The 13,951-nt window shown below is 50.9% G+C and carries 13 protein-coding genes; all 13 read left to right on the forward strand.

All coding sequences use genetic code 11. The annotated features are described in order from the left end of the window. The first annotated feature begins 60 nt into the window (after positions 1 to 60). The 13 genes from PGW97_RS25140 (at position 61) to fliI (ending at position 13,934) form a co-directional block, all read left to right on the forward strand. Positions 61 to 1,527 (forward strand): flagellin, encoded by a 1,467-nt coding sequence (locus PGW97_RS25140; RefSeq protein ID WP_337960369.1) that lies wholly within the window; start codon positions 61 to 63, stop codon positions 1,525 to 1,527. 73 nt (positions 1,528 to 1,600) lie between these two features. Continuing rightward, positions 1,601 to 2,038 (forward strand): flagellar protein FlaG, encoded by a 438-nt coding sequence (locus PGW97_RS04155; protein ID WP_273858853.1) that lies wholly within the window; start codon positions 1,601 to 1,603, stop codon positions 2,036 to 2,038. A 12-nt stretch (positions 2,039 to 2,050) separates the two neighbouring features. Next, positions 2,051 to 3,448 (forward strand): flagellar filament capping protein FliD, encoded by a 1,398-nt coding sequence (gene fliD / locus PGW97_RS04160; RefSeq protein WP_217392106.1) that lies wholly within the window; start codon positions 2,051 to 2,053, stop codon positions 3,446 to 3,448. Between the two features lie 28 nt (positions 3,449 to 3,476). Further along, a complete protein-coding gene (locus PGW97_RS04165; protein WP_273858855.1) occupies positions 3,477 to 3,770 on the forward strand; it encodes a flagellar biosynthesis protein FliS in 294 nt (97 codons plus the stop codon). A gap of 14 nt (positions 3,771 to 3,784) precedes the next feature. Further along, positions 3,785 to 4,198: a flagellar export chaperone FliS gene (fliS, locus tag PGW97_RS04170; protein ID WP_273858856.1), complete on the forward strand. Its 414-nt coding sequence runs from the start codon at positions 3,785 to 3,787 to the stop codon at positions 4,196 to 4,198. A gap of 247 nt (positions 4,199 to 4,445) precedes the next feature. Further along, positions 4,446 to 5,903, forward strand: a complete 1,458-nt coding sequence (locus PGW97_RS04175; protein ID WP_047883848.1) for a sigma-54 dependent transcriptional regulator — start codon at positions 4,446 to 4,448, stop codon at positions 5,901 to 5,903. Positions 5,904 to 6,106: 203 nt separating this feature from the next. Beyond that, the gene (locus PGW97_RS04180) at positions 6,107 to 7,171 is read left to right on the forward strand and encodes a sensor histidine kinase (protein ID WP_217392108.1); all 1,065 of its coding nucleotides are present in this window, start codon (positions 6,107 to 6,109) and stop codon (positions 7,169 to 7,171) included. Further along, positions 7,168 to 8,571, forward strand: a complete 1,404-nt coding sequence (locus PGW97_RS04185) for a sigma-54-dependent transcriptional regulator (RefSeq protein ID WP_217392109.1) — start codon at positions 7,168 to 7,170, stop codon at positions 8,569 to 8,571. Before PGW97_RS04180 ends, PGW97_RS04185 begins: the two co-directional genes overlap by 4 nt. Positions 8,572 to 8,662: 91 nt before the next feature. Continuing rightward, positions 8,663 to 8,974, forward strand: a complete 312-nt coding sequence (fliE, locus tag PGW97_RS04190) for a flagellar hook-basal body complex protein FliE (protein ID WP_047883845.1) — start codon at positions 8,663 to 8,665, stop codon at positions 8,972 to 8,974. A 15-nt stretch (positions 8,975 to 8,989) separates the two neighbouring features. Continuing rightward, positions 8,990 to 10,738: a flagellar basal-body MS-ring/collar protein FliF gene (gene fliF, locus PGW97_RS04195; protein WP_273858859.1), complete on the forward strand. Its 1,749-nt coding sequence runs from the start codon at positions 8,990 to 8,992 to the stop codon at positions 10,736 to 10,738. Further along, positions 10,731 to 11,771, forward strand: coding sequence for a flagellar motor switch protein FliG (gene fliG / locus PGW97_RS04200; protein ID WP_047883843.1), 1,041 nt, complete (start codon positions 10,731 to 10,733; stop codon positions 11,769 to 11,771). The genes fliF and fliG overlap by 8 nt, the downstream gene beginning before the upstream one ends. 31 nt (positions 11,772 to 11,802) lie before the next feature. Further along, entirely contained in the window at positions 11,803 to 12,612 is an 810-nt protein-coding gene (gene fliH, locus PGW97_RS04205; RefSeq protein ID WP_217392111.1) for a flagellar assembly protein FliH, read from the forward strand. Next, positions 12,612 to 13,934: a flagellar protein export ATPase FliI gene (gene fliI / locus PGW97_RS04210; RefSeq protein ID WP_047883841.1), complete on the forward strand. Its 1,323-nt coding sequence runs from the start codon at positions 12,612 to 12,614 to the stop codon at positions 13,932 to 13,934. The genes fliH and fliI overlap by 1 nt, the downstream gene beginning before the upstream one ends. Positions 13,935 to 13,951 lie beyond the last annotated feature (17 nt).

Here is a 13,951-nt window from a genome sequence, read left to right on the forward strand (position 1 = left end):
AAACTGATTCTCAAAACCCCCGCTACCACAGCTGGGTTGCAAATAAACAGGGAGCAAATTATGGCTGTTACTATTAATACCAACGTGGCTGCAATGAATGCCCAGCGTAACCTTGGCGCAGCGAACAACAACGTAAGCAGCAGCATGGAGCGTCTGTCTACGGGTCTTCGTATCAACAGCGCTAAAGACGATGCGGCGGGTATGCAAATTTCTAACCGTCTGACCAGTCAGAGCAACGGCTTGAACGTAGCAATGCGTAATGCTAACGACGGTATCTCGATTGCGCAAACCGCAGAAGGTGCGATGCAGGAATCAACCAACATCATGCAGCGTATGCGTGACCTGTCATTGCAGTCTGCCAACGGCTCAAACTCTGATGATGACCGCGCAGCGCTACAGAAAGAAGTATCTGCTCTGCAAGATGAGCTGACTCGTATCGCTGAAACGACAACATTCGGTGGTAATAACCTTCTGGATGGTACATACGGAACCCAGCAGTTCCAAATCGGTTCTAACGCAAACGAGACGGTTGATTTGTCTTTGGGTGATATGCGCTCAACTGCCCTAGGTAACTCTTCTGTTGATTTGGCTGGTGCAGCGATCAGCTCATTTAACACCACTGGTACTAACGCGGTAACGGCTCAGACGCTGACAGTTACTGGTACTGATGGCCAGAAGGACGTAGCTGTTGCTGCCGCGGCATCTGCGGAAGATATTGCTTCTGCAGTAAATAAAGCGACGTCAGATACTGGGGTGAAAGCTGAAGCCTTTACAGGTGTTCGTTTAAGCAACATGACACTTGACGCAGCTGGCGATAACACTCTGGATGTAAATGGTAAAACATACTCAATGCCATCAGGCTCTGAAGAGGCGTCACTGGTTGATAAGATCAATGCTGACTCAAAAGAAACTGGCCTGCGCGCAATCGCAAATGACGATGGCACTGTAGATATCGTTTCTGAGTCTGGCAAAAATATTGATATCACAGCAGGCGGTACAACGACTGGTTTTAGCATGAACCTTACTGAGCTAAATGCTGACATGTCGACTACTGGCGGCGCGACAGCGACAGTGGACAATACTAATGCCACACAGTCACTCACTGGTCAGGTCAATCTGAAAACCAATAACCCTCAGTCAAATACACTGTCTGTAACGACAAGTGAAGGTACGGCTGCGGGTCAGATTACTACTGGCGCAGAGACGGTATCTCTAAACTCAGTGGACTCTATTGATATTTCCAGTGCAAATGGTGCGCAATCCGCGGTATCAACTATTGACTCCGCAATTGCGCAGATTGATACGCAGCGTGCTGATTTGGGTGCATTCCAGAACCGAATGAACCACACTCTGAATAACCTAGCTAACATTAACGAAAACGTTTCGGCGTCTAACAGCCGTATCAAAGACGTTGACTTTGCTAAAGAAACCACCAACCTGACCAAGAACCAAATCTTGCAACAAGCAAGTACCTCGATTTTGGCTCAGGCGAAACAGAACCCACAGGCTGCACTGAGCCTGCTGTAATTCGTACTTAAGTTGTTTGGGCCCGGCGAATGCCGGGCCTTTTTGAGTATTTGAACGTGTATGGGTGGACAGTATGGAAATCAGCCCAGACAAAACCAGTACATTAGTAGCAAATCTGTTTTCGGCTCGCCAGGGTGACAAGCCAACGACGGCTTCACCTGACGGCAATGTATTGCCTTCCCATGGTGTCAACAGCACACCAAATGCAGCATCTAACGTTGTATCGACCAATGACTCCCAGCTTATACCGTCAGTGGATGGGCCTGCCTCTTCAGAAAAAGTGCAACCTAAGTATCCAACGGAAGAGCAACAAAGGTTACTGGAAAACCTTATGGGCCGCATGAATCGCTCATTACGCTTTGAGTTGGATGAAGAGAGCGGTGAGCAAGTTGTATTTATCATTGATAAGCAAAGTGGTGATGTTGTCCGACAAATTCCGGCACAAGATTTGCTTGAATTAAACAGCAACCTGGCAAAGTACGCACCACGCTCACTCAGCCAGCAGGTGTAAAGAGAGGAACTTATGGGATTATCTGTTGGTGGTTTAGGATCAGGGTTAGACGTTGCTGGTATGACGCAGCAGCTTGTGGCTGCAGAGCGAACGCCCAAACAGTTACGTATCTCTGAGCAAATGAGCAAGGTTGATAATAGCTTGAGCGCCTATGGGTTGGTAAAGTCTTCTGCCAGTTCAATGCAGGATATGCTGGATAAATTCAAAGAAGACGAAGTTTTTGTCAGTAAAGAGGCAACGTCTTCTGAAGCTGGCTATTTGTCAGTTAAAGCGGATAGTGATGCACAAAATGGTATTTATTCGATAGAAGTTAAACAACTGGCTAAAAGCCATAAAATCGTTAGTACTACAAGTTTTGATGCCGATCCAAAGGCTGATTTGGGTAGTGGAGAGATGGTTATCACCGTGGGTGATAAGTCGATGACCATAAATATCAGCTCTGACAAGAACAACCTCAAGCAAGTTGTTGCTGCTATCAATAATTCTAAAGATAACCCGGGTATTACGGCGACCACGATAACTGACGACGAAGGTTCAAAAATTCTCTTCTCGTCGACGAAAACGGGTGCCGAGAATCAAATTAAAATTGATGCGTCGGGAATGACAGGCGATCTGGCAAATTTGTCCTATGATCCTGCTGCACCAGGTGGCAGTATGTCGGAAATGCAGGCCGCACAGGATGCGCAGATTGTTATTGATGGCTTCTCAACGGTTACTAGTTCAACCAACAAATTTGAAAATGCGATAGCTGGTGTCACGTTGGATGCTAAAAGGCTCACCGGGACATACGGTACAGGTACTGACACCGATGATGTGGAAATTAAAAACGTCACTATCACTATCGAAAATGATACAGCCAAGCCAAAAACTGCACTGAATGAGTTTGTTGAAAAATACAACAGCTTATTTGAAATGATTGAGTCTCAATCCACTTATAACGTAGAAGAGGAAAGAGGCGGCCCGTTAGTTGGCGACAGTGTATCTCGTTCTCTGATGAGCCAGATGCGTAACTTGATGAATGAGCCTGTGACAGTCGATGGACAGGAATATCGCATGGCTGATTTCGGTATTACCACGGATAGGTACGGTAAGTTAGAACTGGATGATGACATCCTAAAAGATATGTTGGATGAAAACTTCGCAGCTTTTGGCGCCTACTTTACCAGTGAAGATGGCTTTTTGGACAAAGCTGACGAGTTGTTGGAAGGTTTTGTTGGCCGTGATGGCACGATAACCAGCAAAGAAGATGGCCTGAAAGAGCAGCAAAAGCGTCTGGAAGACGATATGTCTCAGCTCGATGCCCGTATGAAAGACTTTGAAGATCGCACATACAAACAACTGTCAGCCATGGATGCCGCGATTGCCCAAATGACCCAGGAGCTGGCAACCATGCAGAGCTTGTTGCTCTAGAACGTGTTGCTCTCAGTAAGGTAAGACCATGAAAGAACTACATCAGCTTGAGCATCGTATTAAAGTGATGGTTGAAATGGAAGAATACCCGGAAGAATTTCCGGAGCAGCTACAGACGTTGGTGGCTGCTCGTCATGAGATGGTGAAAACTATCCTTGCAGATGAAAAAACGCTGACCCGTCAAAAATTTGATGAGGTACAGCAGCGTACTCGGGAAATTAAGCATCTGCTGGAGCAAAACCGTTCCCGTATTAAAGAGAAGCTGTTGATTGCCAAAAAAGGCAAAAAATCAGTGTCGATTTATCAAATGTATCAAAAATAAATTAGGAAATTATCATGCGTGGTTCCCTTCAGGCCTACAAGCAAGTATCGGTAAACTCTCAGCTAGCCAGTGCTTCACCACATCGCATCGTACAGATGTTGATGGCCGGAGCCATTGAACGCCTGGTTCAGGGTAAAGCGGCAATGGAGCAGGGGAATATGGCGGCCAAAGGTGAGCGCCTGAATAAAGCCCTGGAAATCATCAGCAGTCTGCGTGAAACACTTTCAATGTCTGATGGTGGTGACGTTGCTGTTAATTTGGATCGCCTGTACGATTTCATGATGCGTCATATCCTTGACGCAAATCTGAACAACGATCCGGAGAAAATTGCGGAAGTAATTTCACTGATCAGTGAAATTAAATCAGCCTGGGATCAAATCCCGGCAGAGTACCATTATGCCACTGAACAGGCCGAAAACGCCGGTTAATGTATGGTTAACCTCGCCGTGTGACAAATATTCCTATTGTTGCACGGCAAAAGCCCCTTCATTTGTACTGGTCTCTCACTTTGAGGGAAGTCAGTTGCCTTCTACTGTACATTGATTACAATGGTTGCCAATTTACCTGGCAACCATCTTATTTTTATAAACGAAAATTCGCGATTAACGTTGTAGGATTTTATCCGTTTGGCAGGGTGCCACGATTAGATAATTACAGACAGGCAATATCTTTCCTATGCAAGGTTTAGCAAAAACCCTCGTTATTGATGATGATCAGCAGTATCGCCACGATTTTAGTGTCATATTGAACTTTCTCGGTGAACAACATGTCACTTTATCCTCTGAAGAGATCGATAATTCTGTGTGGGGAAATGCTTGGGGTGCCTGTTTACTGGGTAATATCAAAGCCGATAAAGCGGTCAGCAGAATCCTGGACTTCCTTCGCATCAATAATCATATCCCGGTCATTGCTTTGTCTGGTCACGAACAGGCGTTAGCGGGGCTGCCAAATTATGTCGGAAACCTTGAGCTACCACTTAACTACAGTCAGCTGACCAATGCATTCCGTCACTGCCAGGAATTTCTCGGCAAACGTGCGTTTCAGGCGCCTCAGTTGGGACGAAAGAACACCTTATTTCGCTCAATGGTGGGTCGCAGTGAAGCGATCAGTGAGATCCGCCATCTTATTGAACAGGTTTCGACGACGGAAGCCAGTGTTCTGATATTAGGGGAATCCGGCACCGGAAAAGAAGTGGTGGCACGAAACATTCATTACCATTCCAACCGTGGTAAAGGCCCGTTTGTTCCGGTTAACTGTGGGGCTATCCCGCCGGATCTGTTGGAAAGTGAACTGTTTGGCCATGAGAAAGGGGCATTTACCGGTGCGATTTCTGCCCGTAAAGGTCGCTTTGAACTGGCTGAAGGCGGCACTCTGTTCCTGGACGAGATTGGCGATATGCCAATGTCCATGCAGGTGAAACTGCTTCGGGTCCTTCAGGAACGTTGTTTTGAGCGCGTCGGTGGCACGGAAACCATCAAAGCCAATGTGCGAATTGTCGCAGCGACACACCGCAACCTGGAAGAGATGATCAGCGACAATACTTTCCGTGAAGATCTTTACTATCGCCTGAACGTCTTCCCAATTGAAATGCCCGCCCTGCGCGGTCGTATTGAAGACATCCCGCTGCTGCTTCAGGAACTTTTGGCTCGAATGGAAGCTGAAGGGGCGAAGCCGGTTTACTTTACCCCGCGTGCGATTACCTCGCTGATGGATCACGACTGGCCGGGTAACATTCGTGAACTGGCGAATCTGGTTGAACGCCTGATCATTCTTTATCCGGGCGAGATGGTTGACGTTAACCACCTGCCGATGAAGTACCGCTATTGTGATTTGCCGGAGTTCCAGCCGGAAGAAAACTTCCTGTCGCTTGAAGATCAGGAGCGTGCGGCACTGGCTGACATGTTTGCGACAGACAGCCGCGAACCGGAAGAGACCCTAAGCCTGAGCGGGCTGCCACCTGAAGGTTTGAATCTGAAGGAAATGCTGGCAGAGCTGGAAGTTGATATGATTCGTCAGGCGCTGGAAGCGCAAAGTGGCGTCGTGGCGCGAGCGGCGGATATGCTGGGAATGCGTCGTACGACTCTGGTTGAAAAAATGCGTAAATACGGTCTAAACAAAGAAGAAATTCGCTAAGACAATGTATTGAGTGAGCGGATAGTAGAAGTTCGCGACAAGACAATAAGCAGTGCCTATTTAAAAACAGCGGTGTCAAAATACTGACATCGCTGTTTTTGTTTCTGGCCATCATAACATACTGAATCTTATTGTTTTTTATTGGCACGAAAAATGCTAAAGAAAACACCTACTAATAAAAAATCAGTATGGCCAGGGATTTGATGGACAACAAAGACGCCTCGCTCGACACGATGTCGCAGCAGGTCGCCCGATACCAACAAGCACTTGATGTCATGCCTTCAGGCGTGATTTTCCTCGATTCAGCCGGCAAAGTCAGCGAAGCGAATCCCGAAGCCTGCCGCCTTCTGGGTGAACCGCTGGTGGGCGTGAAATGGGTTGAGGTCATTCAGCGTGCCTTTGCGCCCCGAGAAGACGACGGTCATGAAGTGTCACTACGAAACGGTCGCCGTGTCAGACTGGCTATTTCTGCCACAGAGAGCGGGCAGTTGATTTTTATTACTGATATGACGGAAACCCGACTACTCCAGTCGCGTATCAGTGAAATGCAGCGACTGTCGTCACTGGGAAAAATGGTCGCTTCCTTAGCCCATCAGGTGCGCACCCCACTGTCCAGTGCCATGCTGTATGCCTCTAATTTGGGGGCTCCGAATCTGGCTCAAGCTACCCGAGATCGCTTTCAGGCCAAATTGGTCGACCGTCTCCATGATCTTGAAAAACAAGTTAATGATATGTTGTTGTTCGCCAAAGGTGGCGACAACAAAGTGATCGAACGGTTTACCGTGGAAGCACTGTTGAACGAACTGGAAACGATGGTTGAAGCGTTGGTAATGCAAAACCAGGTGGATTTCAGCATTGACTGTGATGATGAATCACATGTTTTGGTCGGTAATGTGAACGCGCTGGCGAATGCCCTTAGTAACTTGATTATCAATGCAGTCCAAATGGCGGGTAAAGGCTGCCGTGTTGCTGTGCATGTACTACAACAAGACGATCGGATTCATATTGCCGTGTTGGATAATGGCCCGGGGATCTCCGCCGAGCTGCAGCAAAAAATCCTGGAGCCATTCTTTACGACCCGCAAACAGGGCACCGGATTGGGGCTGGCTGTGGTCCAGATGGTCGTCAATGCTCACAAGGGAACGATGAGGGTGTCTTCTGAACCAGGTAATGGTGCCTGTTTTACCCTTTCTTTGCCTGTCCCTGATGCTGCGTCATCTTCTTACGCGCATCAACCCGATACGTCAGAAACAGGAGTTATGTTATGAATCAGAGCCGTGTCTTAGTCGTTGAAGATGATGAGGGACTGCGCGAGGCCCTGGTCGATACACTTGCTCTGGCAGGTTACCAATGGCTGGAAGCAGAGAGTGCCGAGCAGGCATTGCTACTGCTGAAATCGGAGCCGGTTGATATCGTCGTGTCGGATGTTCAAATGGCAGGCATGGACGGGCTCAGCCTGCTGCGCAGTATCAAGCAGCACTGGCCGAAACTGCCGGTGTTGCTGATGACGGCATACGCCAATATTGAAGATGCCGTATCGGCCATGAAGGACGGTGCCATCGACTACATGGCCAAGCCTTTTGCCCCTGAAGTGCTGCTTAACATGATTGGCCGTTATGCGCCGATTAAGACGGAATCTACCTCCGCGGTAGTGGCAGACGAAAAATCCCGTAAGCTGCTGGCGTTGGCGGAAAGAGTAGCCAAAACAGATGCCAGCGTGCTTATCCTTGGCCCAAGCGGTTCGGGCAAAGAAGTCATGTCCCGCTATATTCATGATCATTCGGCACGTAGTGATGGCCCATTTGTCGCTATCAACTGCGCGGCAATACCGGACAACATGCTGGAAGCCACGCTGTTTGGCTACGAGAAAGGGGCGTTTACCGGTGCTGTCCAGGCTTGTCCGGGTAAATTTGAGCAGGCGCAGGGCGGGACGATTTTGCTGGATGAAATCAGCGAGATGGACCTGAATCTTCAGGTCAAACTGCTGCGCGTGCTGCAGGAAAGAGAAGTAGAACGTCTGGGCAGCCGTAAAAGTATCAAGCTGGATGTACGAGTTCTGGCGACCAGCAACCGTGACCTGAAGCAGTATGTCACGGACGGGCATTTTCGCGAGGACTTATATTACCGGCTCAATGTGTTTCCGCTGGCGTGGCCGGCGCTGGCTGATCGTCCGGGCGATATCGAGCCATTGGCTCAGTTTCTACTGGATCGCCACTGCAAAAAGCAGGGGCTGGCCTTGCCGGAGATTGCGGGTGATGCCCTGGCTAAATTGCGTCGCTACAGCTGGCCGGGAAATGTCCGGGAACTGGATAATGTCGTCCAGCGTGCGCTGATTCTGTGTCAGGGGCAGTACATTACCTCAGCTGATATTCTGCTGGAAGGGCTGGACTGGCTGGATGCCTGTGACTTGCAATCGACCATTGAGCAGGCAGTGATTCCGGATGTGATGCCTGTTCAGGAAAAGTGCAGTGCGGTTTTCTCGACAGCGGTGCCTGCTGATGGCCTAGGAAATGAGCTGCGGGAGCAGGAGTTTTCGATTATTCTAGAAACCATTCGTGCCTGCGATGGCAGCCGGAAAGATGTCGCAGAAAGACTGGGGATCAGCCCACGAACCCTTCGCTATAAGTTGGCAAAAATGCGTGATGCTGGAATCGATATCCCAGTTTAACCGGCGTAATGATGCTGTTGTTTTGCCATTACCATTATTTATTTAGAATGTTGATTTCAATAAGAATTAGACTGATTTGTAAGGAGAGAAGATGAAAGTAAACGGACTTCAGGCGGAACTCCAGGCAATGAAACTGGAGGCCAGCAATGCCAACAAGCCTGCCTCAGCACAGCAAGTCAGTGAAGATTTCGGCGCGTTGCTGGGCAATGCCATTAAAAACGTCAACGGTCTGCAGTCGCAGTCCAGCGAGCTGGCGACGCGATTTGATCAGGGTGACCGCAGTGTTTCTCTGTCTGACGTTATGATTGCCCGCAACAAATCCAGTGTGGCCTTTGAAGCAACCGTGCAGGTGCGGAACAAAATGGTTGAGGCCTACAAAGAATTAATGAACATGCCGGTATAAATCAGGAATTATTGAGTGTCGGATTCGTCTTCAAACAATGAGCTAGCTGTGGCTGGGCAGGCATCTACACCGGCGTTGTCGAATGATAGCCTGGATATGCAGAACCCGGATGCGGAAGAAAAGAGTGTTTCGCGTGTAGACAGCATGCTGGGCAACCTCGATCTTCTGCGTCAGGTGATTCTGGTCTTGTCAGTGGCGATCTGCGTGGCCTTGATTGTGCTGGTTATCTCCTGGCTGAAAGAGCCGGAGATGCGTCCGTTAGGCACGTTTGAAACGGCTGAGCTGATACCTATTCTCGATCATTTTGATCAGAAAAAAATTGCTTACACCCTGGAAGGCAACACCATCCGGGTGCCTGCCGATAATTATTCCTCGATTAAGCTGGAGATGACCCGGGCCGGGCTCAATCAGACGACCGCTGAAGGCGATGATATCCTGCTGAAAGACATGGGTTTCGGTGTGTCGCAACGGCTTGAGCAGGAGCGTCTTAAGCTAAGTCGTGAGCGCCAGCTGGCCCGTGCCATCGAACAAATCCGTCAGGTCCGCAAAGCGCAGGTGTTGTTGGCGATGCCAAAACAGAGCGTATTTGTGCGTCATAACCAGGAAGCATCAGCCACTGTCTTTCTGACGTTGGGCAGCGGTGCAACGCTGGGCCAGCAGGAAGTGGATTCAATTGTCGACATGGTGTCCACGGCGGTGCCGGGGCTCAAACCGACCCGTGTTACCGTGACCGATCAGCACGGTCGCTTGCTCAGTTCCGGAACCGAAGACCCGGCGGCGACCGCACGGCGCAAAGAGTATGAGCTGGAACGCAAGCAGGAGCAGGCCCTGCGGGATAAAATCGATGCCATCCTGATCCCTGTACTGGGACTGGGGAAATATACGTCCCAGGTGGATGTATCGATGGATTTCAGCGCGGTGGAAGAAACCCGCAAGCAGTACGACCCGTCGACCTCGGCGACCCGCAGTGAATACACGCTGGAAGATTACAACAACGGTAGCATGGTGGCCGGTATTCCCGGCGCGCTGAGCAACCAGCCGCCTGCAGACAGCTCGATTCCGGAAGATGTCGCCAAACTGCAGTCGGGTAAAAATGCAAACAATGGCTCGGTACACCGCGAAGCCACCCGTAACTATGAACTGGATACCACTATTCGCCATAAGCGGGCGCAATCTGGCAGTATTCAGCGTCAGACGGTTTCTGTTGCTATTGATTATAAATCTGTGCTGGATCCGGAAAGTGGTGAAATGACCCGGATACCGCTCAGTGAAGCCGAGCTGGCGAAAATCAGCCGCCTGCTGAAAGGTGGGGTGGGCTTTTCGGAGGCCCGCGGTGACATGCTGGAAGTGATTTCTGTGCCGTTTGCCGAGCCGGAAGACATTCAGGTTTCCGATCTGCCAATTTGGGAGCATCCGAACTTCAGTACCTGGGTTCGCTGGCTGGCTGCCGCACTGGTGATTGCTGTTGTCATGTTGGTCATGGTGCGTCCGGCGATGCGCAAGCTGCTGTATCCGAATCAGGCCGCAGACGGTACGCCACTTGATGAAAATGGCATGCCACTGATGGGCGGTGACAATGATCGGATTGACCTTATCGGTAGTGAACTGGATGGCGGTGATGTGTTGGAGCTGAGCAGCAGCACGCTCGACCTGCCGAACCTGCACAAAGATGAGGATCTGTTGAAAGCTGTGCGGGCACTGGTTGCTAACGAGCCGGATCTGGCGGCACAAGTTGTGAAAAATTGGGTGAATGAAGATGGCTAATGAAGTCGCTACCACTGAAGACAAAAAGTTTGACGTCAACAGTCTGTCTGGGACTGAAAAAGCGGCTATTTTGCTGTTGAGCCTGAATGAACAGGATGCCGCCAGCATAATTCGCCATTTGCAGCCTAAACAGGTACAGCGGGTGGGTGGTGCCATGGCGTCAATGGCTGATCTGAGCCAGGACAAGGTGTCCGCCGTACATCGCCATTTTCTCGAAGACATTCAGAAATACACCAGCATCGGTATGGGCAGCGAAGACTTTGTTCGCAATACGCTGATTGCCGCGCTGGGTGAAGACAAGGCCAATAACCTGGTGGATCAGATCCTGATGGGCAGCGGCTCGAAAGGACTCGATTCCCTGAAATGGATGGATCCCCGTCAGGTGGCCAGCATCATTCACAATGAGCACCCGCAGATCCAGACCATTGTGCTGTCTTACCTTGAGCCGGAACAATCGGCCGAGATTCTGGCACAGTTCCCTGAGCGGGTTCGCTTAGATCTGATGATGCGTATTGCTAACCTGGAAGAAGTCCAGCCGGCGGCACTGCATGAACTGAATGATATCATGGAGAAACAGTTTGCCGGTCAGGCTGGCGCTCAGGCGGCGAAAATTGGCGGCCTGAAGGCGGCGGCAGAAATCATGAACTACCTCGACAACAATGTTGAAGGTCTGCTCATGGATCAGATCCGCGAGAACGATGAAGAGATGGCGACACAGATTGAAGATTTGATGTTCGTCTTTGATAACCTGGCGGAAGTGGATGATCGTGGTATTCAGACTCTTCTGCGTGATGTGCCGCAAGATCTGCTGCAGAAAGCCCTGAAAGGAGCGGATGACCTGTTGCGTGAAAAAATCCTGCGTAACATGTCCAAGCGTGCGGCTGAAATGCTGCAGGACGATCTGGAAGCCATGGGACCAATTCGGGTCTCTGATGTGGAAGCTGCTCAGAAAGAGATTCTGTCAATTGCCCGTCGTCTGTCTGATGCCGGTGAACTCATGCTGACTGGCAGTGGTCAGGACGATTTCCTCTGATCCTATAACCTGAAAACTGACAGGAAAATAAATGTCGACTGATCGCCGCCGTGGTTTTTTGCGAGTATCTGAGCATCAGGCTCAGGAGCTGGAGCGCTGGGCTTATCCGGATTACAGCGACGAGCAGTCGTCGATGGCGGAGAATGCGCTGAACTATGATCCGCAATGGCATGTGGAGCCGCTCGAACTTGAAGAGGAAGAGCAGGGACCACCACCGTTAACCGCCGCTGATCTGGAAGCCATTCGTCAGTCGGCTTACGAAGAAGGCCTGCTAGAAGGTCGCGAGGCCGGTCATGCTGAAGGTTTTGCTCTGGGGCAAACCGAAGGGCTGGAGCAGGGTAAGCAGCAAGGTCTGGAACAAGGGCTCGCAGAAGGGCTGGCACAGGGCGAGGCACGCATTCAGGAGCAGGTAGGATTACTCACCCAGTTGATGGACAAGCTTTCGACCCCGCTGGCGCAGGTCGACAATGATGTTGAACAGCAGTTGCTCCGGTTGGTAACCGGGCTGACCCGTGAGTTGATTCAGGTGGAACTGAATACCAATTCTCAGGTGATTCTTCAGACTCTTCGCGAGGGTATTGCCGCTCTGCCTATCGCCAATCAAACCGTGATTATTCAACTGCATCCAGACGATGCCACTGTTATCAAAGAAGCCTATGGTGAAGCGAGCCTGGCCGAACGCCAATGGCAGCTTCAGGCTGAACCCGCCTTAAATCGCGGCGATCTGGTGGTGCAGGCTGGTGACTCTACGGTGGAGTTCCCCGTTCAGGAGCGAATTCGTCATCTGCTGACCCAATTCATAGGCGTCAATGCAACGCAACACACGCAGCATGGAGCCTGATAATGGCACTGGCTGAGCGTCTTTCCCGATACCAAACTTCCCAACTGGCTTGTCGCCCTGTGGCCGCTGGCCGCCTGGTTCGCGTGGTTGGCCTGACTCTGGAAGCGATTGGCTGTCGGGCTCCGGTTGGCAGCCTGTGCCGGGTGGAAACCCTCAACGGTGAGATGGAAGCTGAGGTGGTGGGCTTCTCCGGCGAGACCCTGTACCTGATGCCGAGCGAACAGCTGACCGGCGTGATGCCCGGGGCCAGAGTCACACCAATTCAGCATGCTGCCGGTCTGCCGGTTGGGATGGAGCTGCTTGGGCGGGTCATTGACGGGGTCGGTAACCCGCTTGACGGGCTGGGTGATATTTATACCGCTGAGCGCGCTTCATTTAACGCCGACCCAATCAATCCCTTGAGCCGTAAGCCGATAAAAGAACCGCTGGATGTCGGGCTGAAAGCCATCAATGGTGTGCTGACGGTCGGCAAAGGTCAGCGGATTGGCCTGTTTGCCGGTTCGGGGGTCGGTAAGTCCGTCACGCTGGGAATGATGACTCGGGGCACGACCGCTCAGGTGGTTGTCGTGGGCCTGATCGGCGAGCGTGGCCGCGAGGTAAAAGAATTTATTGATGAGATCCTCGGCACTGAGGGGCGCGAGCGGGCTGTAGTGATCGCGGCCCCGGCAGACGCCTCTCCGCTGATGCGGTTAAAAGGTTGCCAGACCGCCCTGACAATTGCGGAATACTTTCGTGACCAGGGACTGGATGTGCTGCTGTTAATGGATTCTCTGACCCGCTTTGCCCAAGCACAGCGGGAGATTGCCTTGTCGGTTGGTGAGCCCCCGGCAACCAAAGGTTATCCGCCGTCGGTTTTTGCCAAACTGCCGGCATTGGTTGAACGTGCCGGTAATGGTGGCGAGCATCAGGGGTCTATCACTGCTTTTTTTACCGTGTTAACCGAAGGTGATGATCTGCAGGATCCGATTGCCGATTCCGCGCGGGCAATTCTGGATGGCCACATTGTGCTGTCCCGGGAAATGGCGGATGCCGGTCATTATCCGGCTATTGATGTTGAGCGCTCGGTTAGCCGGGTGATGCCGGCGATTGTCAGCGAGGAGCACATGCTGATGTCAAAAGCAGTACGGCAGATTTTGTCTATCTGCCGAAAAAATCAGGATTTGGTGTCTATCGGTGCCTATAAACCGGGTACGGATCAGGCCATTGATCAGGCATTCGCATTCAAACCCAGACTGGATGCGTATCTGCAACAATCGATGAAAGAATCGGTTCCTTATGATATGTGCGTCAACATGCTGCGCTCGGTTCTGAGTGGTTCCTGATGAAAGCTGAGCTTAAC

It is taken from the genome of Photobacterium sp. GSS17 (assembly GCF_028621875.1).
Taxonomy (GTDB): Bacteria; Pseudomonadota; Gammaproteobacteria; order Enterobacterales; family Vibrionaceae; genus Photobacterium; species Photobacterium ganghwense.